22 protein-coding genes, 1 tRNA gene and 1 pseudogene are annotated in these 26,434 nt (G+C 55.7%); 7 read left to right on the forward strand and 17 right to left on the reverse strand.

The window, feature by feature from the left end:
• Positions 1-2: 2 nt before the first annotated feature.
• Both ACUTQW_RS10785 and ACUTQW_RS10790 read right to left on the reverse strand, forming a co-directional pair.
• The gene (locus ACUTQW_RS10785) at positions 3-1,022 is read right to left on the reverse strand and encodes an alpha-ketoacid dehydrogenase subunit beta (protein ID WP_004946867.1); all 1,020 of its coding nucleotides are present in this window, start codon (positions 1,020-1,022) and stop codon (positions 3-5) included.
• Between the two features lie 11 nt (positions 1,023-1,033).
• A complete protein-coding gene (locus ACUTQW_RS10790; RefSeq protein WP_020439437.1) occupies positions 1,034-1,996 on the reverse strand; it encodes a thiamine pyrophosphate-dependent dehydrogenase E1 component subunit alpha in 963 nt (320 codons plus the stop codon).
• Positions 1,997-2,248: 252 nt separating this feature from the next.
• Between ACUTQW_RS10790 and ACUTQW_RS10795 the strand changes: the two genes are divergently transcribed.
• Positions 2,249-5,008 (forward strand): LuxR C-terminal-related transcriptional regulator, encoded by a 2,760-nt coding sequence (locus ACUTQW_RS10795; protein ID WP_037431295.1) that lies wholly within the window; start codon positions 2,249-2,251, stop codon positions 5,006-5,008.
• Between the two features lie 105 nt (positions 5,009-5,113).
• Here ACUTQW_RS10795 and ACUTQW_RS10800 read toward each other — a convergent pair whose 3' ends face one another.
• A complete protein-coding gene (locus tag ACUTQW_RS10800; protein WP_004946879.1) occupies positions 5,114-5,677 on the reverse strand; it encodes a YagU family protein in 564 nt (187 codons plus the stop codon).
• A 400-nt stretch (positions 5,678-6,077) separates the two neighbouring features.
• On the opposite strand from ACUTQW_RS10800, the gene katG reads away from it, so the two are divergent.
• Positions 6,078-8,276, forward strand: coding sequence for a catalase/peroxidase HPI (gene katG, locus ACUTQW_RS10805; RefSeq protein ID WP_020439440.1), 2,199 nt, complete (start codon positions 6,078-6,080; stop codon positions 8,274-8,276).
• A 61-nt stretch (positions 8,277-8,337) separates the two neighbouring features.
• Here katG and ACUTQW_RS10810 read toward each other — a convergent pair whose 3' ends face one another.
• Positions 8,338-9,237, reverse strand: a complete 900-nt coding sequence (locus ACUTQW_RS10810; RefSeq protein ID WP_020439441.1) for an AraC family transcriptional regulator — start codon at positions 9,235-9,237, stop codon at positions 8,338-8,340.
• A 195-nt stretch (positions 9,238-9,432) separates the two neighbouring features.
• Between ACUTQW_RS10810 and ACUTQW_RS10815 the strand changes: the two genes are divergently transcribed.
• Together ACUTQW_RS10815 and ACUTQW_RS10820 are read left to right on the forward strand one after the other, a co-directional pair.
• The gene (locus ACUTQW_RS10815; RefSeq protein WP_006326570.1) at positions 9,433-10,026 is read left to right on the forward strand and encodes an NAD(P)H-dependent oxidoreductase; all 594 of its coding nucleotides are present in this window, start codon (positions 9,433-9,435) and stop codon (positions 10,024-10,026) included.
• A gap of 592 nt (positions 10,027-10,618) precedes the next feature.
• Positions 10,619-10,996, forward strand: coding sequence for a hypothetical protein (locus ACUTQW_RS10820; RefSeq protein ID WP_006326573.1), 378 nt, complete (start codon positions 10,619-10,621; stop codon positions 10,994-10,996).
• Between the two features lie 273 nt (positions 10,997-11,269).
• Here ACUTQW_RS10820 and ACUTQW_RS10825 read toward each other — a convergent pair whose 3' ends face one another.
• Positions 11,270-12,457, reverse strand: coding sequence for a sugar transporter (locus ACUTQW_RS10825; protein WP_004946899.1), 1,188 nt, complete (start codon positions 12,455-12,457; stop codon positions 11,270-11,272).
• Positions 12,458-12,771: 314 nt separating this feature from the next.
• On the opposite strand from ACUTQW_RS10825, the gene ACUTQW_RS10830 reads away from it, so the two are divergent.
• Positions 12,772-13,458: an aspartyl/asparaginyl beta-hydroxylase domain-containing protein gene (locus tag ACUTQW_RS10830; RefSeq protein WP_004946902.1), complete on the forward strand. Its 687-nt coding sequence runs from the start codon at positions 12,772-12,774 to the stop codon at positions 13,456-13,458.
• Positions 13,459-13,497: 39 nt separating this feature from the next.
• On the opposite strand, the gene ACUTQW_RS10835 is transcribed toward ACUTQW_RS10830, so the two are convergent.
• The 5 genes from ACUTQW_RS10835 to ACUTQW_RS10855 all read right to left on the reverse strand — a co-directional run bounded on the left by ACUTQW_RS10835 (position 13,498) and on the right by ACUTQW_RS10855 (position 18,641).
• Positions 13,498-14,214 carry an ABC transporter ATP-binding protein gene (locus tag ACUTQW_RS10835; protein WP_004946905.1) on the reverse strand — a complete coding sequence of 239 codons (717 nt, stop codon included), beginning with the start codon at positions 14,212-14,214 and terminating at the stop codon, positions 13,498-13,500.
• Positions 14,211-15,086 carry an ABC transporter ATP-binding protein gene (locus ACUTQW_RS10840; protein WP_006319836.1) on the reverse strand — a complete coding sequence of 292 codons (876 nt, stop codon included), beginning with the start codon at positions 15,084-15,086 and terminating at the stop codon, positions 14,211-14,213. Before ACUTQW_RS10840 ends, ACUTQW_RS10835 begins: the two co-directional genes overlap by 4 nt.
• A complete protein-coding gene (gene livM, locus ACUTQW_RS10845) occupies positions 15,083-16,369 on the reverse strand; it encodes a high-affinity branched-chain amino acid ABC transporter permease LivM (protein ID WP_006326582.1) in 1,287 nt (428 codons plus the stop codon). Before livM ends, ACUTQW_RS10840 begins: the two co-directional genes overlap by 4 nt.
• An 11-nt stretch (positions 16,370-16,380) precedes the next feature.
• A complete protein-coding gene (locus ACUTQW_RS10850) occupies positions 16,381-17,295 on the reverse strand; it encodes an ABC transporter permease subunit (protein WP_004946913.1) in 915 nt (304 codons plus the stop codon).
• Positions 17,296-17,522: 227 nt separating this feature from the next.
• On the reverse strand, positions 17,523-18,641 hold the full coding sequence (locus ACUTQW_RS10855) for a branched-chain amino acid ABC transporter substrate-binding protein (RefSeq protein WP_004946915.1): 1,119 nt from the start codon (positions 18,639-18,641) through the stop codon (positions 17,523-17,525).
• 488 nt (positions 18,642-19,129) lie between these two features.
• Between ACUTQW_RS10855 and ACUTQW_RS10860 the strand changes: the two genes are divergently transcribed.
• Positions 19,130-19,205: transfer RNA gene (locus ACUTQW_RS10860), tRNA-Asn, on the forward strand.
• A 16-nt stretch (positions 19,206-19,221) separates the two neighbouring features.
• On the opposite strand, the pseudogene ACUTQW_RS10865 reads toward ACUTQW_RS10860, so the two are convergent.
• From ACUTQW_RS10865 to ACUTQW_RS10880, 4 genes and pseudogenes are all read right to left on the reverse strand, one after another.
• A pseudogene (locus ACUTQW_RS10865) lies at positions 19,222-19,443 on the reverse strand (zincin-like metallopeptidase domain-containing protein); the annotation flags it as partial.
• 251 nt (positions 19,444-19,694) lie between these two features.
• A complete protein-coding gene (locus ACUTQW_RS10870; RefSeq protein WP_020439447.1) occupies positions 19,695-20,006 on the reverse strand; it encodes a hypothetical protein in 312 nt (103 codons plus the stop codon).
• Positions 20,007-20,055: 49 nt separating this feature from the next.
• On the reverse strand, positions 20,056-20,382 hold the full coding sequence (locus ACUTQW_RS10875) for a hypothetical protein (protein WP_071531459.1): 327 nt from the start codon (positions 20,380-20,382) through the stop codon (positions 20,056-20,058).
• A 639-nt stretch (positions 20,383-21,021) separates the two neighbouring features.
• Complete coding sequence (locus ACUTQW_RS10880) at positions 21,022-21,930, reverse strand: LysR family transcriptional regulator (RefSeq protein ID WP_006326595.1); 909 nt, start codon at positions 21,928-21,930, stop codon at positions 21,022-21,024.
• Positions 21,931-22,029: 99 nt separating this feature from the next.
• On the opposite strand from ACUTQW_RS10880, the gene ACUTQW_RS10885 reads away from it, so the two are divergent.
• Entirely contained in the window at positions 22,030-22,425 is a 396-nt protein-coding gene (locus ACUTQW_RS10885) for a carboxymuconolactone decarboxylase family protein (protein ID WP_006326596.1), read from the forward strand.
• A 35-nt stretch (positions 22,426-22,460) separates the two neighbouring features.
• On the opposite strand, the gene ACUTQW_RS10890 is transcribed toward ACUTQW_RS10885, so the two are convergent.
• From ACUTQW_RS10890 to ACUTQW_RS10900, 3 genes are all read right to left on the reverse strand, one after another.
• Positions 22,461-23,669, reverse strand: a complete 1,209-nt coding sequence (locus tag ACUTQW_RS10890) for an MFS transporter (RefSeq protein ID WP_445654855.1) — start codon at positions 23,667-23,669, stop codon at positions 22,461-22,463.
• A gap of 99 nt (positions 23,670-23,768) precedes the next feature.
• Positions 23,769-24,863: an ABC transporter ATP-binding protein gene (locus ACUTQW_RS10895; protein ID WP_006326604.1), complete on the reverse strand. Its 1,095-nt coding sequence runs from the start codon at positions 24,861-24,863 to the stop codon at positions 23,769-23,771.
• A 310-nt stretch (positions 24,864-25,173) separates the two neighbouring features.
• Positions 25,174-26,415, reverse strand: coding sequence for a multidrug effflux MFS transporter (locus ACUTQW_RS10900; RefSeq protein ID WP_037433345.1), 1,242 nt, complete (start codon positions 26,413-26,415; stop codon positions 25,174-25,176).
• Between the last annotated feature and the right edge of the window lie 19 nt (positions 26,416-26,434).

Consider the following 26,434-nt stretch of genomic DNA (forward strand, 5'->3'; position numbering starts at 1 on the left):
GCTCAATCCTCCAGCACTTGGCGGACGGCGGCCTCGATCCGCTCGACGCTGGGGATCCAAAGCTTTTCGAGGGCGGGAGAAAACGGCACCGGGGTGTGCGGCGGTGTGACCAGCACAATCGGCGCTTTGAGGAAATGGAATGCCTGGGAAGCGATCAGTGCCGCAACATCATGGGCAAAGCCGAAACGCGCCGCCGACTCGTCGACGATCACCACACGGCCCGTCGACGCCACCGACTCCAGAATGCCTTCCTCGTCCAGCGGAGAAATCGTACGCGGATCGACCACCTCCACCGAGATGCCCTCTTTGGCCAGTTTGTCGGCCACCTCGTTGGCTTTATGCACCATCGCCGACAGCGCGATGATGGTGACGTCCTCCCCTTCGCGGGTGTAGTTGGCCACGCCCAGCGGAATGGTATAAATGCCTTCCGGCACTTCGCCCTTGAGGTCGTAAAGCATTTTATGTTCGCAGAACACCACCGGATCGTCATCGCGGATCGACTGGATCAGCAGGCCCTTGACGTCATAAGGCGTGGAAGGCACCACCACCTTCAGGCCCGGCGTGGTGGCGAAGATATTATAAGGCGACTGCGAATGCTGGGCCGCCGCAGAGAAGCCGGCGCCGATCATGCCGCGCATCACTAACGGCGCCTTGGCCTTGCCGCCAAACATGTAGCGGAACTTGGCGGCCTGGTTGTACAGCGCATCGTGGCAGACGCCGAAAAAGTCCATGAACATCAGCTCGGCCACCGGCCGCAGACCGGTCGCCGCAGCACCAGCTGCCATGCCGATAATCGCCGACTCGGTAATCGGCGTGTCGATCACGCGGTCAGAGCCGAACTGCGTCCACAACCCTTTGGTCACGCCGAGCACGCCGCCAAAGGCCTCTATCCTCGCCTCCTCCGGCGCGTTGCCGCCATGGCCGCCACGCAAGTCTTCGCCGATCAGCACCACGCGCTCGTCACGCTCCATTTCCTGGGCCAGCGCTTCCTTGACCGCTTCACGATAGGTTTTTATAGCCATTGTTATCACCCTCAATAGGAAACGTAGACGTCGGTCAGCAGGTCTTCCGGAGCCGGATAAGCGGCTGCGCGGGCTTTCGTTACGGCATCCCCGACCAGCGCTTCCACTTCCGCGTCGATCGCCGCCAGCTCCTCCCGGGTGACCTGTTTTTGGATCTTGTCGGTAAAGATCTTCAGCGGATCGTGCTGTTCACGCAGGCGCTGGACCTCACCCTCGGCGCGGTACAATGCCGGATCGCCCTCGAAGTGGCCGTGCCAGCGGAAGGCCTTGGCTTCAATCACGCTGGGGCCGCCCCCCTCGCGAGCGCGCTTGACCGCCTCTGCGGTGGCTTCGTAAACGGCAAAGAAATCAGTGCCGTCGACCGTCACCGCCGGAAGGCCGAAACCAGCCGCACGTTTGGCGATATCGCGGCCGCCGACGGCGTAGTCATGGCCGGTCCCTTCGCCATAGCCGTTGTTCTCGAAAATGAAGACGGCCGGTAATTGCAGCACCACGGCCATGTTCATGGCTTCAAATACCAGGCCCTGGTTGGAACCGCCATCGCCGGTGAAAGACACGCCGACGTTGCCGGTCTTCAGGGTTTTGGCCGTCAGCGCAGCGCCAATGGCCAACGGGGGGGCTCCGCCCACGATGGCGTTGGCACCCAGCATGCCTTTTGACAGATCGGCGATGTGCATAGAGCCGCCTTTGCCGCGACACAAACCGCTGTCCTTACCGAAAATCTCGGCCATCATGCCGTGAATATCACAACCTTTGGCAATGCAGTGACCGTGCCCACGGTGCGTAGAACCAATGAAATCGGCGTCGGTCAAATTTTCGCAGACCCCCACCGCAATAGCCTCCTCACCGGTATAAAGGTGAATGAAGCCCGGAATGTCACCGCTGGTATTTTCCTGATGCAGGCGCTCCTCGAATGTCCTGATCTCGCGCATCTTTCGGTAAGCCTGCAGCAAAGCCTGTTTGCTCAGCGTCATCTAATTCTCCTCAGTAAGGGTCGGACAGGCGGGGCTATTTGACAGGGTGAAAACACCCTAACCACACCAATACAAAAAATGTACGGGTGTTTCAGGAAGCTGCGAAGCCACCTGAATGGGGGGGTAAGTGGGGGTTTTCATGCTCGAGGTCAAACTTTATGAATTTTGTTTATCTATCCGGAAGTACGGCCCCGCTTCACCCCGGGCTCTGGCGTACAATTGAAAAAACAAAATACGGGCAGGCAACCACGGATGAAGCAATCGGATTTTGCAGGTTCCCAATCTACATCGTTGGTCTCGGGGCCTTTGCGGCTGACGAGAGGCTTGCCGCTCATCCTGACCAAATTCGTTCCGCCCCGCTCTTCTATCCTGCTGCTACAGCGCCCGCGCCTGCTCAAACGCCTCGATCAAGCGCACCTGCGCCGTCTGGCCGTCGTTTGTGCAGGCGCGGGATTCGGCAAAACCACGCTGTTGGCGCAATGGCACCAGCAGTTGATCGGCCAAGGTGAACGCGTTGCCTGGCTCAGCCTTGATGAGGACGACGATGACGTCTGGCAGTTCATCCCTTATCTGCTGCATGCTTTGCGCCCGCTCTATGCCGACTGGGACGCCGATTTTTGGCAGAACATGGAAGAGCAAGCGCCCTCGAGCTCGCTGCAGTTGCTGGCTGGGCTGATTAACCAATTGCATTATTGTCCGCACGACCTGTATCTGATCATCGACGACTTCCATATGATCAATGACGCCGGCGTACATGAAGCCCTGAGCTATCTGCTCAGGCATGCGCCTGCGGCGCTGCATCTGATCATCGGCAGCCGGTTCCACCCGAGCCTGTCGTTGAGCCGCCTGCAGGCCCAGGATCAGTTGGTGGAAATCTATGATCAGGACCTGCAGTTCACGCTCGAAGAAACCCGGAACTATTTCAGCCAGACGGTCGCCGTGCCGCTCAGCAATCAGGATGCCCTTCGGCTGCTGTCCGCGACGGAGGGCTGGATCGCGGGCATGAAGATCGCCTCGTTGTCCCCCGAATTGCGTGAAGACCCTGGGCACCTGATCCACAATCTGCGCGGGGGAACGCGGTCCATCGCCCGTTATCTGAAAGAAGTGGTGCTTGATCCGTTGCCGGCGGAAGTGCTCGACTTCCTGATGCAAACGGCGTTTCTCAATCGTTTAAATGCCGGGCTGTGCAACGCCGTCACCGGGCGTGACGACAGCGAGGCGATGCTGGAATGGATTGAGCGGCACAACCTGTTCTTGTCGGCCCTTGACGAACAAGGCTATTGGTTCCGCTATCATCCTCTCTTGCAGGAAACCCTGTGCGTGGCATTGCGCCATCGCGCCGATATCAACCTCAAACAGTTGCACGAACGCGCCAGTCATTGGTTCGCCGAACAGCTGTTGTGGGCTGAGGCGGTACGCCATGCGCTGGCCGCCGGCAAGCCGGTTCATAGCCCCGGCCAGGATGGTGCGAGCGCGCAATCCCTGGCTGAAGAGGGAGATATCGATACTCTGGTTTCCTGGATGCGTCACTTGCCGGCGAGCGTTGATCCGTCACGCATTGACCTTCAAATCAATCTGGCCTGGGCGCTGGCGCACTATTTCCGCTTCGATGAATCGCGACAGTTGCTCGACAGCCTCGACCAAATGGTGGCGGATCACCGTGACGGGATGGCCCGCAGCGCCTGGATCAAGTTGCGGGTAGTGCGCGCCATCTGCGAAGCCTTTGCCGAAAACATCCCCGAGAGCCTGGCGATTGTCGAGCCTCTGCTGGCCGAAGTGCCTTGCGGCGATACCTGGGTCGATGGCCTGATCTGCAATATTCTCAGCTACTGCCACGTGGTTAACCAGCGCTATGCCGAGGCCCTGGCGGTCCAACGCCATATGCCCAGCCCGGACAGCCCGCTGGACAATCTGTTCGTCTCGGTTTATCGCGCTTTCATCATCGCCCAATGCCATCTTTGCCAAGGCGATTTGGAGAACGCCGAGCGGTATGCCGGCAATGCCTTGCGCCAGGCCGAGCGTTATACCGGCCCCCAGTCGACCAGCGGAGCGACGCTCGCGCCGCTGCTGGCGGAAATCGCCTACGAGCGCAGGCCCCTTGAGTCGCTCGATCCTCTGCTGGCGGATAGGCTCGAACTCATCGACCGTTTCAGCCCACCCGACGCGCTGAGCCGTTGCTACGCCTACCTTGCGCGGCAGGCCCTGCATGACGGCATGCCGCAGGAGGCAGAACGGCTGCTGGAACATGCGCAGCAGTTGGCGGTGTCTCGCGGGTGGCGCCGGTTGCAGGCTCTGTTGTTGGCCGAGCAAGTTAGAGTGCGTCTGCAACGTGCGGATCGCCCCGGTGCGGAGCAGTTGCAACGGCAGTTGGAACAGCTGGCGCGCCATGCCAGGATTGATGCCGAGCATCCTTGTCAACGTGCGATCGCACAGCATGCGGCACTCAGCCGCAGTCGCCTGTTGCTGGCCGCCGGCCAGATGCCGCAAGCCTGCAAACTGCTGGCCGAGTTGGTTACCGAACAGGAAAACCGACGCGACTGGCTCACCGCTGCGCGCCTGCGTGCGCTCTGGTCATTAGCCTTGTGGAAAGCCGGTAAAAACGCGGCTGCCTGCACTGCGCTGCAACCGGTTCTGCCACTGGCCGAACACCCGCATCTCATGCGAAGCATTCTTGATGCCGGCGACACCTTGCAACCTTTGCTTCTCCATATGCACGAAGGCCCTGCTGCCTGCAACGAGCAAGGTGCGCAGCTTCGCCTGGCAGATAAGGGCGCACTGGCCGGGGAAAGGCAGCTTCAAAGCAGCCATGACGTCTATTGGGGGCTCAGTGAACGCGAACTTCAGGTATTACGCCTGATCGCCGAGGGCCAGACGAACAAAGACATCGCTCGTTCCCTGGCTATTTCTGCACAGACCGTGAAATGGCACCTCAAGAACACTTACGCCAAGCTCAACGTCAACAGCCGTACCCAAGCCATGAGCCGTGCACTTGAAATGAAATTGCTGGATTAACAGGGCATTAAAGAATTGCCCAGGGCAAGGCCCCGGCATGAGAACGATAATCAACGAGAAGGAAAAGCCCTGTACATTCAGGGCTTTTATGCCTATCGCGTTGACTTAACGGAACGGTGAACTGAGAGGAACTTCCGCATCCGGCTGGTGCGTTATTCTGTTGCGCAGGTCACGCCGAACAAGTTCGATCGCCCAGAACCAGAATGCATGCCCCAGTATTTCTGAAACATACTCCTCGACGGGCAGCATGGATAAAGGCGGCGTTAAGCCAAGCAGCGGAAAACTGATGCCGTGAACGCACACCGTGGCAATTAAGCCGGCGAGCACGCCCTGCCAGAGTTTTACTTTCGGGAAGACTTCGGCAACCACGCAGTAGCCGATGGCAAACACCAACGAGAAAATAATGTGCGTCACCATAACCGGATTGATCACATGCTCCGAAAAGGTGTAAACCGTTGCCGTCGGATCTATGCCCAAATAATCTCTCAGGAAAAGATAGGGTGGATTAAACTCCGCGCGCCCATCCAGGATTGTCCTTGGCGGTAGCGGAACTTCTGCGCCCCACTTAACGAAGGCAGACAGCAGCCCGGCGATGACGCCGACAAAAAGCGCGACGCCATAACGGCGTCTTTCCAACGGTGTTTGCACAAAAAAATCCCTGATTTTCATATCCATCCCCTAAAAGCCATTAGTATTTATCGTTCAGCAATCAGGTTATATCCTCGCCAAAGTGTGATATTGATCACGATCATTTTTTGTTACCTTTGGTCGTAAATTTTCAAAAGAAGGGAAACATGTTTAGATAATCAGTAGCGGAAACCTGAGCGCTTTTTGCTTTTGGTTGCCATGGTCTTCCTGGCAATGCCTATCAATCCACGCAAACCCAATAGCCTGTAACTATTACAGAATTCAACCATTCCTATTTTATCTCTTGCCCAGCACTGTCTAAGCTTACTACTGAGTTTCCTTCTACCCGCCGTTGGCTCAGGTGAAGAAACCCAATAACGATCAGATTGACTCAGGGGTTCCCCCCATTAGCGCAACATCCGACACAAGCAGAGAGCGCATCATGACAACTGAAAGCAAATGCCCATTTTCGGGTGGCAACAACAAGACCCTTCCCCAGCGTGGTAATTCGAACCAGGACTGGTGGCCAAACCAACTTAGTCTGGAACACCTGCACCAACACTCCTCCCTGTCCAACCCGATGGACAAAGATTTCAACTACGCCGACGCTTTCAACAGCCTGGATCTGGCGGCGGTCAAACAAGATTTGCATGCCCTGATGACCGACTCTCAGGAATGGTGGCCGGCGGACTTCGGCCACTACGGCGGCTTGTTCATCCGCATGGCCTGGCATAGCGCCGGCACCTACCGTATCGGCGACGGCCGCGGCGGCGCAGGCTCCGGCCAGCAGCGTTTTGCCCCGCTCAACAGCTGGCCCGACAACGTGAGCCTCGACAAGGCCCGCCGCTTGCTGTGGCCTATCAAACAGAAGTACGGCCGTAAAATTTCCTGGGCCGACCTGCTGGTGCTAACCGGCAATGTGGCGCTGGAATCGATGGGCTTCAAAACCTTTGGTTACGCGGGCGGCCGCGCCGACGTTTGGGAACCGGACGACGTTTACTGGGGCGCGGAAAAGATTTGGCTGGAACCGAGCGGCGGCGAGAACAGCCGTTATTCAGGCGACCGCAATCTCGAGAACCCTTTGGCGGCGGTGCAAATGGGTTTGATCTACGTGAACCCGGAAGGCCCGGACGGCAACCCCGATCCGATTGCCGCAGCGCGCGACATTCGCGAGACCTTCGCCAGAATGGCAATGAATGACGAAGAAACCGTCGCGCTGATCGCCGGCGGCCATACCTTCGGCAAAACCCATGGCGCAGGCCCCGCTTCGCACGTCGGCCCCGATCCGGAAAGTGCAGGTTTGGAACAGCAGGGCCTCGGCTGGCAAAGCACCTTCGGTACCGGTAAGGGTAAAGATGCAATCACCAGTGGCCTTGAGGTCACCTGGACCACCACCCCGACCCAGTGGAACCATGACTTCTTCCGGCACCTGTTCGAATACGAGTGGGAGCTGTCGCAGAGCCCGGCTGGCGCGCACCAGTGGGTAGCCAAGGACGTCGGCGAAACCATTCCCGACGCGTTCGATCCGGCGAAGAAACATCGCCCTACCATGCTGACCACCGATCTGTCGCTGCGCTTCGATCCGGCGTACGAGCAGATTTCGCGCCGCTTCTTCCAGAATCCGGATGAGTTCGCCGACGCCTTCGCCCGCGCCTGGTTCAAACTGACCCATCGCGATATGGGCCCACGCGCACGTTATCTCGGCCCGGAAGTCCCGGCTGAAGAGCTGATTTGGCAGGATCCGGTTCCGGCGATTAACCATAAGCTGATTAATCAGCAGGATATCACCGATCTCAAAGGCAAAATCCTGGCCTCCGGCCTGCCGATTTCACAGCTGGTCTCCACCGCCTGGGCCTCGGCCTCCACCTTCCGCGGTTCCGACAAACGCGGCGGCGCCAACGGCGCCCGCATCCGCCTGGCACCGCAGAAAGACTGGGCGGTGAATCAGCCCGCTCAGCTGGCGCAAACGCTGGCCACGCTGGAAGGCATTCAGCGCACCTTCAACGATGCGCAGACCGACGGCAAAAAAGTCTCGCTGGCGGATCTGATCGTGTTGGCAGGCTGTGCTGGCGTTGAGCAGGCGGCGAGCAATGCCGGCCACCCGGTGGCCGTTCCTTTCACGCCGGGGCGCATGGACGCTTCGCAAGAGCAAACCGATATCGAATCGTTCGCGGCCATGGAGCCGGTGGGCGACGGTTTCCGCAACTACCTTGATACCCGTTACCGCATTTCTCCCGAGGCATTGCTGGTGGACAAGGCGCAGTTGCTTACCCTGAGCGCGCCGGAAATGTCGGTGCTGTTGGGCGGATTGCGGGTGTTGAACGCCAACGTCGGCCAAAGCCGGCACGGCGTGTTGACTCAGCGGCCTGAAACGCTCACCAACGATTTCTTCGTTAACCTGCTGGATATGGGCACAACCTGGAAAAAGGCGGATGAGGACGGCGTGTTTGAAGGCCAGGATCGCCAGACCGGTGCGCTGAAATGGACGGCAACCCGCGCCGATCTGATCTTCGGTTCACACTCGCAACTGCGTGCGCTGGCTGAAGTTTATGGCAGTGCGGATGCCCAGGATAGTTTTGTTCGGGACTTTGTCGCCGCCTGGAACAAGGTCATGAACCTCGGTCGCTTCGATCTCGCTTAAGCATCGTCAAAACGGCCCGCTTGAGAGCACTCAGGCGGGCCGTTTTGCATGTAGATTACGCTCAGCCGGCCGCGCGTATCCGTTTGATATCGCGTAAAGGAGGCGCGCCAAACAGGCGGGTATATTCACGGCTGAACTGCGAGGCGCTCTCATAGCCTACCCGCACCGCCGCGCTGCCGGCGTCCAGCCCCTCATTCATCATCACCTGCCGAGCCTCCTGCAAACGCAGGCTCTTTAAATATTGCAGAGGGCTCATGCCGGTCAAAGCGCGGAAGTGCTGCCTGAATGTCGATGGACTCATGCAGGCTTTGGCAGCCAAGGCTTCCATCGACAAATCCTGCGTAAAGTTGAGTTTGAGCCACGACAACACCCGGGCGATTTGCTGGCTTGGCGATCCCTGCGCGACCAAATTCCGTAATGTCGGCCCATATTGCCCGTTCAGCAACCGAATGGTGATCTCCTGCAAGATCAGCGGGTAAATCGACGCCATCAACGCCGGTTCCTCCAACAGGCTAACCAAGCGACTCACCGCTTCCAGCAAGCCATCTTCCAGTTCAACCACCGATACCGCCCTGCCGCCGGACGATTTCGCTCCAGCGACGACATCCGGATCGGCCGCCAGCTGCGAGATAAGCCGGGCGTCCAGTTCCAGGCGCAGCCCAAGATAGGGTTCGGCGACGCTGGCCTGGGTAACATAAGACACCACCGGCAGATCAACCGAAGTTATCAGCGACTGGCCAGGCCCGTAGTCGAAGATCTCATTGCCGAGCGTGACCCGCTTTCCCCCCTGAACGGTTAGCCCCAACCCCAGCCCGTAAATACAGGGCATCGGCGCCGTGACGGCATTTCTGCGGTAAATCGTCAGTGCAGGTATGGCGGTAGGGTAATCGCCATCGGCAGCGGCAATATTTGCCACCAGACTGGCCAGCGCCGCGTTGTTTGCTCTGGTGTGGATCAGCATTGGGTTCGTTCTCGTAATAAGCAGGGTCAGCAAAAAGTCTATCATCTCGCCGCCCTCTTATTGAAGGTATCAATGCCAATCCGTTGAATCAGGCAAGAATTGAATCGAATCCGGCAAGCGCTCCGCACCTTGTTCCGGCAATACTGTTCGCCATTGAGACATCGTCTTGGCCCTTCCCATCACACAGGTTCAATTATGAAAAACGTTCTGATAATCAACACGCACCAGTTATACGAAGGCATCTCGTCAGGCGGTTTAAATGCGACCCTGCTCGGCGTGATCCGCGACGAGATGGAAACGCGCGGCCATAAAGTGCAGCAGACCGCTATCGAGCAAGGTTACGATATTGCCGAAGAGGTGAGAAAACACCTTTGGGCCGACATCATTATCCTGCAATCGCCGGTCTACTGGTTCGGCACGCCCTGGATCTACAAAAAATATGTCGACGAGGTCTTTACCGCCGGGTTGATGCAACAGAGCATGCTGGTTGATGACGGCAGAACCCGCCAAGACCCGGACCGGCAATACGGCAGCGGCGGAAAAATGCAGGGCAAAAAATACATGCTGTCGCTAACCTGGAACGCCCCGCAGCAGGCCTTTGAGGATAATAATCAGCAGCTCTTCGCCGGCAAATCCGTCGATGACATCTTCGTCAGCAATACCGCCAATTATAAATTCTGCGGCGCCGATATCGTTCCCGCCTTCTCCTGTTTCGACGTGATCAAATCACCGGACATCAGCAATGACATAGAACGGCTGAAACAGCACCTTGCGAACGCATTCGGCTAAGCAGCGCAGCATTTCCCGCTTCATCATTCTCGACCGCCGGCGATACCTGCCGCAATCCCCGCTTAAGGCAACTTAAGCGGGCTTTTTATTGCTCGACACCACTCACTGCAATAAAACTTTCGAAGAAATTATTTCAGTAGCGATTATTCAACTGAATTTATAGCAAGCGTGTAGTTTTCTCAATTTAACGAGGCTACAGAATGTAGTCATAAACGATTTCCAATCTCTTTACCTACTGAATAATAAAGCAAGAATCATTATAAAAATAAATTTAAAAAATTATTATGTTACGCCAACAACCATCACCCTCATCAATTAACAATAAAATAATTAGCTACGATTCGTTTTTTATTACCATAAAAAAGCCAAAATAAAGAATTATCCAACGAAAAACACTGAAATATAAAAATAACAAATTGAATTAAGCAATAACAAATCAACAACATTGAAACAATAAGTTACAAGTGATAGTTTTAAATTCCATCGAGAAAATAAAATTTTTAATTATAACTATTTTGCATGACACCCAGGGGAAAAGTCGGGGTCAGGAAAGTGAGATTATACAAGAGCAAATTGATTTGAAGAGGATAATTTGACCAAGATTGCATCGAATTTAGAGTTAATGAGAAAAGAATGGTACAACGCATTTTTTTCTCTAAATATTGATATGCTCGACTATCTTGAAGCTGAATGGTTTTTTTCGACTAACAGCGAAATGTTGGTTTATAAAAAGCACCAACTCAGAAAACTATCTCTTTTAAAGTCAAAAGATCCACGTTCGATGGATGGTATCAAACGAAAGGAAATTGATGTTCATATCATCACCTTTGATGGGCTAGCATCTATAACTGGATCAGCTGAAATAACAGAAAGAAATGGTGATATTCGGAAAATAAACTTCATTGAAAGTTGGATGAAAATTAACGACTGCTGGAAACTTCAATTCCAAACTTTTGAAGATAGAAAATAACTAAGTCATCGCCCCTTTTAAGGGGCGTTATTTTAAAGTAAAAGCAAGATAAAGTTGCCTGAGTTGACTACTGATAATATCCCCATAGCAAGTATCTGTGTTGTACGACGACATCATAGATACATCACCCACATCATTGGTTATAAGCTTGCCATATCCTATCGATAATGTTGCGGGTGCTGCGGTAAAAAACGCACTACCAATCGGTGTTTATGCTATTGGGCCGCTTGCATGCGCATGACGGTGCGGTACAAGAAAAGTAAACGCCAACCGTCAGGCCCGATGCTGCAACAGACGCTCGCTGCGATAGAAGCTAAGCAGGCACCAGCCCAGAGCAACCAGCGCCAGAGGTGCGCCGACAAAGCCGATGTTGCCCATGCCCAGGTGCAGGCTGACCTGATTGCCCAGCAGCGCACCCGCGCCGATACCGAAATTGTACAACCCGGAGTAGATAGACATCGCAACGTCGGTGGCATCCGGCGCCAGGTTCAACACCTTGGCCTGCATCGACAGGCCAATCGCCATGATCGCCACGCCCCATACCGCAAACAACAGCGTCAGGTGGGTCTCATCGCCGGAGGCCGGCAGCAGCAGCAACAGGCTCAACATCAACAATGCGATGGCACCGATGAAAAAGCCCGACGGGAAACGTTCGCTGAAACGGCTGAACAACAGGCTGCCGAAAATGCCGGCGGCCCCGAACAGCAGCAGCATCAGGGTGGTGAAGTTTTCCGACAGCCCGGCCACGGTCTGGATAAAGGGTTCGATATAGCTGTAGGCGGTAAAATGCGCCGTCACCACGATAATGGTCAGCATGTACAGGCGAACCAGCGCGGGGCGCTTAAACAGGACCGGCACGCTGGCCAGTGAACCGGAATGCTCGCTTTTCAGTACCGGCAGCAGACGCCACAGCAGCGCCAGCGCGAAAGTGGCGCAGACCGCGATGCCGATAAAGGTCATGCGCCACCCCAGCAGTTGGCCGACGATGCGCCCCAACGGCAGGCCAAGCACCATCGCCAGGGCGGTGCCGCCCGCCAGCATGCTCAACGCGTGCGCTTTCTTGCCCGCCGGCGCCACGCGAATCGCCAGCGAGGCGGTGATCGACCAGAATACCGAGTGGGCCAGCGCGACCCCGGCGCGGGAAATCACCAGCGTGGTGAAGTTCCACGCCACGGCGGTCAACACATGGCTGGCGATAAACAGAACAAATACCCCGATCAGCAGTTTACGGCGCTCAATCTTGCTGGTCAGCAGCATGCACACCAGTGAAGCGGCGGCGACGATCCAGGCGTAAATCGTGATGATCAACCCGACCTGCTCGGTTTGCATCGAGAAGCTTTGGGCGATATCGCTCAATAACCCGACCGGAATAAACTCGGTGGTATTGAAGATAAAGGCCGAGATGGCGAGGACAACCACGCGCAACCAGGCGGTTGAGCGCGAGACGTGGGTGTGTTCCATATTTAACGGGGTCCGGACAGATGCGAGCAGTAGCGATATTTTAACCAACTGCGGTTTAAAATGCGATATTCGTCACATTTTTATTGTGCTGTATTTTTCAACAACCTGCTCAGGCCGACACCTGGCTCGCTGCCGAACAGGCCCCCCGTTGCCGGTAGATCTGCCTGGCCGCTCCCCCGCGTCACCCCGCCTGTCTCAGCACAGGCCGTTACCACTCCCGCATGGCGAAATGCTGTGCTAATCTGTTGAACCCATACCTTTTTTTCTCACAGTATTTGATCACCCGGCAGTCGCACCTTATTAACGAGGAAACCATGTCATTTATCTATGATTGGGCAGTGCTGCGGTTACGCGGTATTTACGATCGCCGCATCTCCGGCGCGCCGGTACTCGACAGCGATCGCCTGTTCCCCGACGCACAGCGTTTTACAGCCGCCTGGCCGCAGATACGTGACGAGGCGCTGAGCGTTGCCCAGGATCTGCGCAATATCCCGCGTTTTCACGAGATCATGAGCGAACAGGCGTCGATCTCCGCCAATGACGCGCGCGACTGGCGGATGTTTATCATGCAGGCCTATGGCCAGCCGATAACCCGCAATCTTGAACGCTGCCCGACGCTTGCCGAATTGATCGCCACCTCGCCGGATGTGCTTTCCGCCTCGCTGTCTTTCCTGGCGCCCGGCAAACAGGTGCCGGCGCACCGTGGCCCGTTTCGCGGCATTCTGCGCGGTTATCTGGTGCTGTCGATGCCCAAACGGGCCGACGGCGTTCCCGCTGCGGTGCTGAAAGTCGATGGGCGCGAATACCGGTTGAACGAGGGGGAATTTATGCTGTGGGACGATACCTTCGAACACGAAGTGTGGAACGACAGCGAGGAAGTGCGCACCGTGCTGCTGCTGGATATTCGCCGCCGCGATTTGCCCGCCGGCCTGCGTTTGTTGTCCAACGGCATCATCGCGCTGGTGCGGCTGAACGTACGCTGGATCCAGCGCCAGTTCTGAATCGATGGCCGGGAGCCTCCAGGCCCCCGGCATGAGGGTTCAAATCCCGCCCAGATAGGCTTTCCTCACCTCCTGATTGCTCAACAACTCCGCACCGCTGCCGGTCAGACGAATTTGGCCGTTGACCATCACATAGCCGCGATCGGACAGTTTCAGCGCATGGTTGGCATTTTGTTCCACCAGAAACAGCGTCATGCCGCCACGGGTCAGCTCGCGCAGAATACTGAAGATCTGTTTGACGATAATCGGCGCCAGGCCCAGGCTCGGCTCGTCCAACAGCAGCAGCTTCGGCCGGCTCATCAGCGCACGGGCGATGGCCAACATTTGCTGCTCGCCGCCGGACATGGTCATCGCGCGCTGGTTGCGCCGCTCCTTCAGACGCGGGAACAGATCGAACATGCGTTGCAAATCTTCATCCACATAACGGTTGCCGACAGTAATAGTGCCCATCAGCAGGTTTTCCTCCACGCTCATATCCGGGAAAATACGCCGCCCCTCGGGCGCCTGGGCGATGCCGCTGCTGGCAACGTAGTGGGTGGAACGCTGGCTGATATCCTCGCCGCAAAACAGGATCTGCCCGCCGCTGATACGCGGCTGGCCGAAAATTGACATCAGCAGCGTGGATTTCCCCGCGCCGTTGGCACCGATCAGCGCTACCGTTTCCCCTTCGTTCACCTGCAGCGACACTTGCTGCAACGCCTGGATCGGGCCATAAAACACGTCTACGTCGCGAAACTCCAACATCGCATTGCTCATCCCGCCAGCTCCTCTTCATCCGCGCCAAGGTAAGCGGCGATCACCGTGTCGTTATGCTGAATTTCTTTCGGCGTGCCCTCGGCGATAACGTCGCCGTGATCGAGCACGATCACCCGATCGGAGATCTCCATCACCATGCCCATATCGTGTTCGATCAACAGCACCGTAATGCCGTGATGCTGGCGCAGAAAACGGATAATGCGGCTCAGCGTCGCCGTCTCCACCGGGTTCAGCCCGGCGGCCGGTTCGTCGAGACAAATCATCTCCGGCGTGGTGCACATGGCGCGGGCGATCTCCAACCGCCGCTGCTGGCCGTAGGACATCTCCCCCGCCAGCCGGTTGGCGCAGTCCGTCAGCTCCACCACCTCCAGCCAGTAGAAGGCGCGATTCAGCGCATCGTTTTCCGCCCGGCGATAACCGGGCGTATTGAGCACGCCGGCGATCAAATTGCGGTTGCTCAGCATGTGCTGGGCCACCAGCAGATTCTCCACCACCGACATCTCGCGGAACAGCCGGATATTCTGGAAGGTGCGCGCCAGCCCGGCGCGATTGACCAGATGGGTGCCGCCGAACATTTTATAGTAGACGCGCGACCCGAGCCGCTTTGGGTTAACCCAGTCGCCGGCGCGGAACTTCTGCCCCAACACCTGGATAACGTCGGTCGGCCGCTTATGGGTGTTGAGCAGGATCGCGCCGCCGGTGGCGCGGTAGAAACCGGTCAGGCAGTTGAACACCGTGGTTTTTCCGGCACCGTTAGGGCCAATCAATGCGGTGATGGAGCCGCGTTCAACCGACAGATTCACGTCGTTCAGCGCCTTGATGCCGCCAAAATGCATCATCAGGTGCTCGACCCGCAAGATAGCGTCGCTCATGGCACCACCCCCTTGCGCGGCGCAAAGCTGGTGCGGCTGATACGGACCAGCCCGCGCGGCCGCCAGATCATCATCGCCACCATCAGCACGCCGAACAGCAGCACCCGGTATTCGGCAAAGCTGCGCAGCAGTTCCGGCGCCACCGTGAGCACAAACGCCGCCAGCACCACGCCGATGGTCGACCCCATGCCGCCCAGTACCACGATCGCCAGGATCAACGCCGATTCAAAGAAGGTGAACGACGTGGGATTGACGAACCCCTGGTAGGTGGCGAAAAACACCCCGGCCAGACCGGCGGTGGACGCGCCCATCATAAAGGCCGACAGCTTCACCAGCACATGGTTCAGGCCAAGCGAACGGCAGGCGATTTCATCCTCGCGCAACGCCTCCCAGGCGCGGCCAATCGGCATGCGCGTCAGCCGGTGTTTGATGTACAGCACCAGCAGCACCACCAGGAACAGCACCGCATAGATAAAAATAAACTTCAGGTTGGGGTTGTAGGCAATACCGAGGAATTCGTGGATCGGCACGCCGCCGTCCTTCGCCCGCCGGCCAAACTCCAGGCCGAAGAGCGTCGGGGCCGGCACCGAAATGCCGTTTGGCCCGCCGGTCAGCGACATCCAGTTATTCAGCACCAGCCGGATGATTTCACCGAACCCCAGCGTGACGATCGCCAGATAGTCGCCGTGCATGCGCAACACCGGGAACCCCAGCAGTGCCCCCGCCAGCGCCGCCATCAGCGCCCCCAGCGGCAGCATCGCCCAGAACCCCAGCCCGAGATACTGGTAGCCCAGCGCCAGCCCGTAGGCGCCGATGGCGTAAAACGCCACGTAGCCCAGATCCAGCAACCCGGCCAGCCCAACCACGATGTTCAGCCCCAGCCCAAGCAACACGTAAATCAGCCCCAGTATCGCCACCGTCAACAGATATTTGGTGGCGACGAACGGGAACAACAGCGCAATCACCGCCATCAGCGGGATTATCCAGCGCAGGCTGGTCTTGGCCCCTATCGGCCGGACATACACCCCGTCATTGCCGCCGTCGAACCGCGCCAGTACCTTGCGCCCCGGCGCAGTTTGCAGGAACAGGCTCAGTAGCAGCCGCCCGGCCATCACCGCGGCAATAATCCACACCAGCCGGCGCGGCTCAAAGTTAAAACTGTAGCCGTTCAGCACGATGCCAACGATCGGCCCGAACACGATCAGGGCGATCAGCCCCGCCAGCACGGCGTCCAGCAGGCTGCGTTTCACGTTCAGCCCTTGGTGAACCACTGTTTGCGACATAGTTTCCCCCCTCAAACCTTAGCGACCATTGGCCGTCCGAGCAGGCCCTGCGGGCGGAAAATCAGGATCACTACCAGCAGCCCGAAGGAGAAAACGTCTTTGTAATCCGAGTTCACCATACCGGCGAACTGCGCCTCCGCCACACCCAGCAGCAGGCCGCCCAGCATTGCGCCGGGCAACGAGCCGATGCCGCCCAGCACCGCAGCGGTAAAGGCTTTGATGCCGATGATAAAGCCGACGTAGAAATCGAAGGTGCCGTAGTTCATGGTGATCAACACCCCCGCCAGCCCGGCCATCGCAGCGCCAATCACGAACACCAGGGATATCACCCGGTCAGTGTTGATGCCGAGAATCGACGCCATCTTGCGGTCTTGCTGAGTGGCGCGGCAGATACGCCCCAGCCGGGTGTGCTGGATCACGTAGGTAAGAATGGCCATCCCCAGCAAGGACGCGACCAGAATAAACACCTTGGTGTAGGTAATCTGGATCACCCCGCCGTCAAAACCGATGCGGAACACGCCATCCAGCAGCGTCGGGATCCCCTGCTGCCGCGGCCCCTGGCTGATTTGCGCGTAGTTTTGCAGGATCAGTGACATGCCGATGGCGGAGATCAAGGGTGCCAGGCGGGTGGAATTGCGCAGCGGTTTGTAGGCGATGCGCTCGATCACCCAGCCGTAGACGCCGGTGATCACGATAGTAAACACCAGCGTGCCGAGGATCAGCAGCGGGAACGAGTGCAAACCAAAGAATGACAGCAGCGCCAGCCCGATGGCGCACAGATAGGCGGAGATCATATACACCTCGCCGTGGGCGAAGTTGATCATGCCGATGATGCCGTAAACCATGGTGTAGCCGATGGCGATCAGGCCATAAACCGCACCGAGCGTCAGGCCGTTAATCAGCTGTTGCAGGAAGAAAACATCCATAATTTGCAGTCTCGCCTGGAGGGGCCGCAAACGAAGTCCGACGCGGCCCAAGGAAGTATCGGAACGGATCCGCCCAATGCGCGGATCCGTAACCAGTATTTCTCCAATGGATTTCAAGTTGCAGCTAGGCGGCAAACACGTGAGTCCCCAGGAACTTAGACCCACTAAGTGACTGGGGTGAACGTGTGCAGCCAACAACGCTGCCGCTTGAAAGACGCAGGAGAAAATTAGAGTTGGTGGTATTTACCCTTGTCGTCCCACTGATAGACCACGTAGTCCGATACTTTCAGGTCGCCCTTCTTATCCCAGGCCTTTTTGCCCATCACGGTATCCACGTCATGCGATTTCAGCCATTCGCTGGCCTTGGCGCTGTCTTTGCCGCCGGTCGCGTTGAAAGCGGCGGCAATCGCCTGGATGGAAGCGTAGGAATAGAGGGTGTAACCTTCCGGCTCAAAACCGCTGGCGCGGAACTTGGCGATGACCGCCTTGCCTTCCGGGATTTGGCGCGGATCGTTGCCGAAGGTCATCAGCACGCCGTTGGTGTACTGCGGCCCGCCGGCAGCGGTCACCAGCTCTTCGGTCACCACGCAGTCACCGGAGAAGAACTTGGCGGTCACGCCCTGCTCGCGCATCTGGCGCACCAGCGGCCCGGCTTCCGGATGGCAACCGCCGAAGTAGACCACGTCCGGCTTGACCGAAGCGATTTTGGTCACCAGCGCGTTAAAGTCTTTTTCGCCGCGCGACAGCCCTTCATACAGCACCTCTTTCACGCCGCGTTTGTTCATCTCCGCCCTGGCGGCATCCGCCAGCCCCTGGCCGTAGGTGTCTTTGTCGTGGATCACCGCAATGCGTTTGGCCTTCAGGGTGTTCAGCATGTAGTTGGTGGCGATCACCCCCTGCTGATCGTCACGGCCGCACATGCGGAACATGTTGGCCATGCCGCGCTCGGTAATTTGCGGGTTGGTGGAACCGGGGGTGATGGCGATGATGCCGGCCTCGTCATACACCTCAGAGGCAGGCATGGTGGAGGATGAGCAGAAGTGGCCGACTACCGCCGAAACCTTGTCCTGATCGACCAGACGGTTGGCGACCGCCACCGCCTGTTTCGGTTCGCAGGCGTCGTCGCCCTGCACCAGTTTGATTTTTTCCCCTTTAATCCCACCGGCAGCGTTAATATCCGCCGCCGCCTGCGAAGCACCGCGCCAGTACTGATCGCCATAGGTCGCATTCGGCCCGGAGAAGGGCCCGGCAACGCCGATAACGATATCGGCCTGAGCGTAAAAAGCAGAACCTAAACAACCGATAAGCAGAGCAGCGAGCGGACTTTTAATGAATTTCGATGACATTGTTGTTTTCCTCAGCACTGTTTTAGCAAAACGCCCAAAGGCGCGGAGCAATCACTTTATGTGTAGACGGGGAAAATAATTTGCGCGAGAGCGCAGTCGCATTACCCGCATTTAGGTAAGCAAAAATCCAGCCATTGTGACGGCCAATACATATTTTCTGATTATTCATCCTACATATCAGTGAGCAAATGGGGACGATCGCTGCCCTCAGGAGGCTGAACGGGGACCTGCGCACTAACCGCGCAGAGGAATTTTTTTGGCACTCTGGCCGGTCGGGAATGCCCTTTCACCCGCTCGCACCATAAGCGTGCAATCGCCGGTGCAAGGACAATGGCAGGAGTTTTCTGATGGCAAACCCCGCAAATGGACGGGATGAGTGCTGAAAAACGACGCAACATGCTCATTCTGACAGCAAACGCGCTTTTTCCTCACTTTAGTGCTTTGACAAATCCACGGCACCCCGCTATTATTCGCCCCGTTCACACGATTCCTCTGTAGTTCAGTCGGTAGAACGGCGGACTGTTAATCCGTATGTCACTGGTTCGAGTCCAGTCAGAGGAGCCATATTAGAGAAGCCCGCTCAGGGAAACCTGAGCGGGCTTTTTGCTTTTGACGCCGCGCTGGCGCCTTTGAAAATACAGCGTTTGTCGTTCTTCAATGCTTTCAGCCGGGAAGCACTATAACTTTCATGTTGCCCCTCTCCAACGATGCCCAAATCCGCCATGAGGAAGGCGCTTCCCAACTCAGCAATGAACACCTCAAACGCATACCCTTCACGGCCAAACTTGCCTGTAATTTCACGGCTAAAATCGGTTTTTACCCACGTGTAAGTCGCACCATTCACATTGAGAGATCTTTCGACATACTGATTATTAGCCGACAATCTGATCTCAGGCCTGATTTAACGCAATGCTCGCCAAATAATTTCATAAAATAATTCAATAAACTATTATATGATTTTTAGTCTCAGGGATGTTGACTGAATAACCTTGCAAAGCTGGAGGCGTTCGACGAGTTATCCCCTCATTGGCAGCTTAATGCGAAAGAACCTTTTTAGTGCCCCCATCCCTTACCATAGCTATCAAAGATGAAGGTTGTATCCGTCCTAATATTCCCACCTGGGAACTGTAGTCGCTTTTGGGTCTGGGTATGAAACTCAAGCCCTTTTGTCTCCTGTTTAATACCGTTTCCTTTACCGGAACTACTCAGCAGCGGAATAGGCTCCGATGCTAAAATGTTATTCACGCCAGTTTGCACATCTAAATCGCATTTATCCCAAGCATTTTGAAGGATCTGAATCGTCACTTCATAGGGCTTGTTGCCCATTCCTATAACCTGATATTTTTTGTTTATATAATAAGCCATCGTTTACTCTCCAATATTTTTCTGATTAAAGTTAAACTGCTCATTATGATTACTCAATCAACACAATAGCAAACCCAATTATAGTGGTACCAACGGCATCATACGTCGCAATCTGACCGTTTGGAGCGAAGGAAACAAACGGATTTCCCTGACCGGAACTACCGAGCACCGCATGTCCATATGGCGTTACAGCCAACGCATCACCTGGGACACCAATTTCATTAAGCGGCGGAGTCGTTCTGGACTGCGCCACAGGATAATCGCCGCTGTTCCAACTAGTAGCATGCCATTTCCCGTCACTTCCCAGCCATTGAACTGAGAAATTAAACACATATCCACCTTTATTATTCACTGTAATTTTCTGTACTTGCCTCATAGTATTCACCTATATTTTCATCATTTAATAAAAATACAATTATTTATCCATGTATTGGCATGAAATTTCAGCTCGCGCTTTATTGAAGCGTATCAGAGTTATTTTATTTAGCAATAAACCAACACTTAAATTATTAGTTACCAAGATAATTAAATAACCTAAAATAATGACACTTTAAAATTAGACTACATTCATTAATTGCATACCCATGATGAAAAAGTCGGATAAATAAGGTAATGGCAAAGTGTGGGGCTGTGGTTTTTTATGCCGCCATAGCTGACAGATATGCGAGTTACGCCAATTTACCCATCGACAGATAGATTAAGCGCACGCTATTTATTTGTAATATGCATATTAAAAAAACGCTGCCTATCATGTAACGAAACTAACTATCCCTATCGTAACTGCAAGAACTCACTCAGCACCTGATAATTAAATGAAAAATCACTATTGATTTTCACTAACAAATAAAAAACGCAGTGTACGAATAGCTATTTCAATGTGTTTTTAAATTAAAACTATAAAAAATTATATAATTTCATTTTGATATATATAAATTATAATTTAAAAACCCCGATTTATTTTATTAGTTAATAATCATGATCATTATTATTGGGCGTCGCTCTTCAGCGATAAGCGCTACCCCTTGTGAAGAACGAGTGTCTCCTTAAAATGCTGCAGCAGAAAATCGACGTACAGACGGATTTTCGGCAATTGCTGGCGGTCCGCAAACGTAAGAATATGCACCGGTTTCGCCAAGGGTTGATACTCCGGCAGCAGAGGTATCAGCCTGCCCTGGCGCAAATCCTCGGCCAGCAGCACCTCCGGTTGCATTAAAATTCCCAGCCCGTTTAACGCGGCGCTGCGCAGGGCCTCGCCATTATTGACCGCCATAACGATATTGACCGGCACTTTGATCAGTTTACCGCCTTGCTGCAGTGACCATTCACTGCCCGCCAGTGGGTGGGCAAACCCCAGGCAGCGGTGCTCGATCAACTCTTCCGGGTGAACAGGTGTACCCGCGCGTTCAAGATAGGCGGGAGAGGCACAGATGACCGATCGATACGCAGCTAGCGGGCGGGCGACCAACGAATTCACATGTTCCAGTTCGCCCACTTTAATCATGACGTCGATCCCCTCCTCCGCCATGTCCGTCACCTTGTCACTCAGTACCAGATCCAACGTCATCTCAGGCCAGGCGGTGAGAAACCGCGCGGTGACCGGGGACAGCGCATGTACCCCAAATGAAACGGGGCAAGCCACCTTCAGCCTTCCCCGTGGGCTCTGGTGCAATGCCAACGCGACCGACTCGGTATCCTCAATATCGGCTAAAATTCGCCGACAACTCTGATAATAAACGCTTCCGAAGTCAGTAAGGCTCTGCCTACGCGTCGTTCGGTTCAGCAGGCGAATGCCGAGATGTTTTTCCAGCGCTTTAATGTGCAGCCCGACCATAGTTCCGCTCAGCCGCATTTCTTCGGCAACCGCACTAAAACTGCCGCGTTCCACTACGCGCACAAACACCGACATGCTTTCCAGTTTGTTCACAATTACCAAGTTTCTCTTGTTAAAGATTAAACTATAACGCTGTTTATCAACTCCCGTTAGCGAGTTTTAATAAAGCCTCACTCAGACAGGAGAATGAAAATGGTGACGAATCCAGAGCTGCGAGAACGGGGTTTAGTGCTGTTTACCAAGTTGTATGGCGATGGTGCCGGGGAAGCATTACGTCAAGATATGGTCGATCTGTGCCCCGACTTTACGGATATTTCAATAGAATGGGCAATGGGCGGCATCCTTTCACGACCTGGCCTGGACGCCATAACCCGGGAGCTGGTCGTGGTCGCTTCCTGCGTCACCCTGGGCCATACCGTTCCGCAACTGCGCGCACATACTCAGGCGGCGTTGAACGCCGGGGCCAGTCGCGAACAAATTATTGAGGCCATCCTGCAATTGTTGTTTTATGCCGGGGGGGCTGCGGTACGTAATGCGTTGGTTAATGTACGCGATATTCTGAACGCCCCAGCGCATAGCGAAAAATAAACTCCGGCCTGAACAAGATCTGCATGAGAACCCCCTCAATCTTTCCGTGTTGGCGCCGGCAAGGCGCCCTCTTTAGGCATCAAAAAAGCCGTTCCCTTTGCTGACGACGTCACCGCACCACGGCTCTTTTGCTTTTTACCCCCAACATTTGAAACAGCATCCAAACTATTCCCAGCACTACCACGCACGCCCCTACCCATGTACGCCCCTACCCATGCAGTGCTCACCAAGCCCTTGATTTCCAAAGCAATCCCTCCCAGAATAGAACCTAAAGCAATGCCGCCGTTAAACCCGGCGATATTCAGGCCCGCCGCCACTGCGGGCGCCTGTGGCGCATATTCATGGGACAAACCTATCACCCGAGCCTGAAGCGCAGGCACCGCTGCGTAGGTCAAAGCGCCAAGCAAGCCGATAAGTACCGCCATGAGCACAACCGATACGGCCGACGCCCCTATGGCAAGCAATACCACGGCCAGCCCAACCAATATGATCATCACCGCATAATCCGCACCTTTACGATCGGTCAGCCGCCCGCCCCAAACGTTCCCGATTGCCGCCATCACGCCGTATCCAAGCATCAATAAACTGCCGGTGCTTTCATGGACCTGAGTGACGTGCAACAAGATGGGCGAGATATAGGTATAAAGAGCGAACGAACCGGCGTAGGCCAATACGGTAATACCGGCGCCGGCCAGGAGACGCGGATTAAACATCGCCTTAAGACCGTCCAGGGCGTTGGCCTGATTTGAAGCATCATTGTGGTCAGTCGGCATGAGTACCAGCAGGCCCAGAAAACCAATCGCACCGCTGACGGCAACAGCCATGAAAATCACCGGCCAATTGAAAAGACTGCCGAGATAAGTCCCCAAAGGCACCCCAAGGGCCAAAGCCAGCGTCAGGCCGCCAAAAACGACAGCGACAGCGGTACCAGCACGATCACGCCCGACCAACTGCGTCGCTACGCTGGAGGCTACGGCGAGAAATACGCCGTGGCCCAATCCTGAAGCGAAGCGAGCGACCAGCATCGGCGTCAGCGAATCCGACAGGCTCACGATGGCATTGCCCAGGGTAAACAATGCCATCGCTACCAGTAACAACCGCTTTCTTGGCCAACGCGTGGCAAGCGCAGTCAAACCCGGTGCGCCAATCACCGCCCCCAAAGCATAGGCTGTCACCGCCGTCCCTACCTGGCTGACGCTGGTATGAAGATCTTCAGAAATATTGGACACCAGGCCTATGGTCACGAACTCGGTGAACCCCAAAGCGAAGGCACAAAGCGCAAACACGTAAATAACGTCACTATATTTTCCCGCTGCTGAAACAACCAGTCAAAGCGCATGGCATTACCTCTCGGCACGGGAGTGAGAAAGCGAAAATACCTGTTCGATATTCGCCGTGCCGATAAAGCGTTGTTGTTCATCGACAACAATGCCGCGCTGACAGGGGGAACTTAATACAGAATCCATTAACTGCCGCAGCGTGCCATTTCTTGGCGCAAAGGTGCTGCCAAGATTAATGTCTTCCGCCTCTACCGTGGTTTTGTTTTGCTGCACATCATACCAGCCGACCGGGCAATCATTTTCCACCACCAGCACCCAGGAATCATGCCCCGCCACTAAACGGGCTTCGCTGACCGACATTCCCGGCGCAATGACTTTCTCTTTAGCCAACGCAATATCTTCAGGGATCATGTCAAAAGAAAGCTTACGGTATCCGCGATCGCGGCCGATAAAATCGGCGACGAAAGCATCTTCAGGTTCATTCAATAATTTGACCGGCGAGGCGATTTGCGCCAGACGCCCTCCGGGACGAAAAACCGCCACCTGATCGCCTAATTTCATCGCCTCGTCAATATCATGGGTAACCATGATGATCGTCTTGCCGATTTCACGCTGTAAACGTAAAAACTCCTCCTGCAACTGTTCGCGAACCACCGGATCGACGGCGCTGAAAGGTTCATCCATCAGCATGAATTCAGGGTCGGAAGCCAGTGCGCGGGCGACGCCGACCCGCTGCTGCTGGCCGCCGGACAACTGCCATGGATAACGTTCCGCCATCGCCAGCGACAGCCCGACCAGTTCCAGAAGTTCCAATGACTTTTTACGCGCCGCCGTGCGTGTTGCCCCGTTAAGCAGCGCGGTGACGGCGATGTTGTCCTGCACCGTTTTATGCGGAAACAGACCGGCATTCTGGATCACATAGCCAATCTTGCGGCGCAGTTTGACCAGATCCATCCCTGCCGTCGGTTGTCCGTTGAGCAAAATACTCCCCGAAGAAGGCTCGATTAACCGGTTGATCATGCGCAGTGACGTGGTTTTTCCGCAGCCCGAAGGCCCGACCAGCATGGTGATTTTGCCTGTCGGCGCACTGAACGACAGCCTGTCTACGGCCACCGTACCATCGGGGTAAAATTTGCTTATGCTCTCAAATGAAATCATTACGTTTCCTGCCCCATTACGGACTGTTGTTAACCGTCGCCTGCCTTTCAGCTATTCGCAGACCTGATATGTACTAACCTGTATGTACAACCTAGCAAGCAGGATGCCAACTTACCAAAGCAGGGTAATACCGGCAGTTTTAGGGGGATGGGCTGTACAGAGAGGAAAAAATGAACAAAAGAGGGCATCTCTTGCCCCAAAAAAAACCACTCGCACCATTAAGGTGCTTGCAGGGGGTAGAGAGAAGCACTGCACCCGGATTACCGTTGAGGATCCTTGTCGATGCAGGCTTGCCAAAAATGACGGGTTTTTACGAAGACGGTGCCGTTAATTTTCCCCGCAGCAGGAACAATAACAGTGCGATCAGACAGGCCGTTGCCTGTATGCCCCCCAGTGTGGTGACGGCGGGGAACGTCAGCACCGAGCCGAGCCAGGTTGTGATTGCAGCCGCTCCCATTGTAAGAAAACCCAGTAATGCGGATGCCAGGCCTGCCTGTTTCCCGAAGGGCCCCATTGTGATTGCCGTTCCCAATGGATTGGCCAACCCCATTCCCCAGAGGTACAGACTCATGGACAAGGTATACCAAGCCAAGCCTGGAGTTTCCGGCCCAATCAGCAGCAGGCTCCCCCCCAATAATGCGATGAGAATACCTCCCGAGGTAATGATTTGCGCGCCATAGCGGTGTGCCAGGCGCGGTGCCGCCATCCCTGCGGCAAAGACCACGAACACGGTGGCGGCAAAATACAGCCCGGCCTGTAGCGACGACAAGCCTATCCCGTTCATCAAAATGGCGGGCGCGGCACCGAAAGAGGCAAACAATCCGCTCATCAACAGGCTCATCGACAATGCCGGAAGTATGAATTTCCCCTCCATTAGCAGCCTGCCGTACGCGAATATCACACTCGGCATCGAGTGCGGTGCGCGACGCTCAGCAGGATGAGTTTCCCCCAGCACGTTGACGTAAAATACGGCGACAACGAAGGCGGCAATGCCCACCAGTATGAAGATCGCACGCCAACCCAACACCGTAGTCAGCACGCTCCCCACCAACGGCGAGAAGCCCGGTGCGGCAGCCGCTGCGATCATGGTCAGCGACAACGCGCGCGCCAGCGTTTCGCCTTCAAACAGATCACGCGCAATGGCGCGGGCTAAAACCGCTGCCGCGCATACGCCCAGCGCCTGGATGATGCGCCCGACGATCAGCGTTTCCAGCGAACCGGCGAGACCGCCTACCACCGTACCCACGATGAATATTGAGAGTCCCCCCAACACCAGCTTCTTGCGTCCGTATCGGTCAGCCAGCGGGCCGACGACCAACTGAGCCAGCGCGAAGGTGATGAAAAAGCTGGAGAGCGTCAGACCAAGCTCACGCGCTGACACCCCAAGCTGCTCTCCGATATCCGGAAACGCGGGAAGGATAATGTTGGTGGACAGTATGCTAATGGCAGAAAGGCCGGCCAGTAACGCGACGATTTTACCTGTTAGTTGCGGGCCTTCGGCCGAAGAAATAGTCGCCCTCATTACTTCAGTGGGCGTATTTTCTGTACTCATGGTAATCCCTCGCCGGGAG

This window comes from Serratia sp. TSA_7 (assembly GCF_052692135.1).

What these genes read in the sequence shown, in the direction of transcription:
- katG (WP_020439440.1), top strand. Translation starts at nt 6,078, where the DNA reads ATGACAACTGAAAGCAAATGCCCATTTTCGGGTGGCAACAACAAGACC.
- ACUTQW_RS10895 (WP_006326604.1), bottom strand. Translation starts at nt 24,863, where the DNA reads ATGATTTCATTTGAGAGCATAAGCAAATTTTACCCCGATGGTACGGTG.
- ACUTQW_RS10885 (WP_006326596.1), top strand. Translation starts at nt 22,030, where the DNA reads ATGGTGACGAATCCAGAGCTGCGAGAACGGGGTTTAGTGCTGTTTACC.
- ACUTQW_RS10840 (WP_006319836.1), bottom strand. Translation starts at nt 15,086, where the DNA reads ATGAGCGACGCTATCTTGCGGGTCGAGCACCTGATGATGCATTTTGGC.
- ACUTQW_RS10835 (WP_004946905.1), bottom strand. Translation starts at nt 14,214, where the DNA reads ATGAGCAATGCGATGTTGGAGTTTCGCGACGTAGACGTGTTTTATGGC.
- ACUTQW_RS10810 (WP_020439441.1), bottom strand. Translation starts at nt 9,237, where the DNA reads ATGCTGATCCACACCAGAGCAAACAACGCGGCGCTGGCCAGTCTGGTG.
- ACUTQW_RS10900 (WP_037433345.1), bottom strand. Translation starts at nt 26,415, where the DNA reads ATGAGTACAGAAAATACGCCCACTGAAGTAATGAGGGCGACTATTTCT.
- ACUTQW_RS10875 (WP_071531459.1), bottom strand. Translation starts at nt 20,382, where the DNA reads ATGAGGCAAGTACAGAAAATTACAGTGAATAATAAAGGTGGATATGTG.
- ACUTQW_RS10830 (WP_004946902.1), top strand. Translation starts at nt 12,772, where the DNA reads ATGTCATTTATCTATGATTGGGCAGTGCTGCGGTTACGCGGTATTTAC.
- ACUTQW_RS10800 (WP_004946879.1), bottom strand. Translation starts at nt 5,677, where the DNA reads ATGAAAATCAGGGATTTTTTTGTGCAAACACCGTTGGAAAGACGCCGT.
- ACUTQW_RS10825 (WP_004946899.1), bottom strand. Translation starts at nt 12,457, where the DNA reads ATGGAACACACCCACGTCTCGCGCTCAACCGCCTGGTTGCGCGTGGTT.
- ACUTQW_RS10790 (WP_020439437.1), bottom strand. Translation starts at nt 1,996, where the DNA reads ATGACGCTGAGCAAACAGGCTTTGCTGCAGGCTTACCGAAAGATGCGC.
- ACUTQW_RS10815 (WP_006326570.1), top strand. Translation starts at nt 9,433, where the DNA reads ATGAAAAACGTTCTGATAATCAACACGCACCAGTTATACGAAGGCATC.
- ACUTQW_RS10850 (WP_004946913.1), bottom strand. Translation starts at nt 17,295, where the DNA reads ATGGATGTTTTCTTCCTGCAACAGCTGATTAACGGCCTGACGCTCGGT.
- ACUTQW_RS10785 (WP_004946867.1), bottom strand. Translation starts at nt 1,022, where the DNA reads ATGGCTATAAAAACCTATCGTGAAGCGGTCAAGGAAGCGCTGGCCCAG.
- ACUTQW_RS10855 (WP_004946915.1), bottom strand. Translation starts at nt 18,641, where the DNA reads ATGTCATCGAAATTCATTAAAAGTCCGCTCGCTGCTCTGCTTATCGGT.
- ACUTQW_RS10870 (WP_020439447.1), bottom strand. Translation starts at nt 20,006, where the DNA reads ATGGCTTATTATATAAACAAAAAATATCAGGTTATAGGAATGGGCAAC.
- ACUTQW_RS10795 (WP_037431295.1), top strand. Translation starts at nt 2,249, where the DNA reads ATGAAGCAATCGGATTTTGCAGGTTCCCAATCTACATCGTTGGTCTCG.
- livM (WP_006326582.1), bottom strand. Translation starts at nt 16,369, where the DNA reads ATGTCGCAAACAGTGGTTCACCAAGGGCTGAACGTGAAACGCAGCCTG.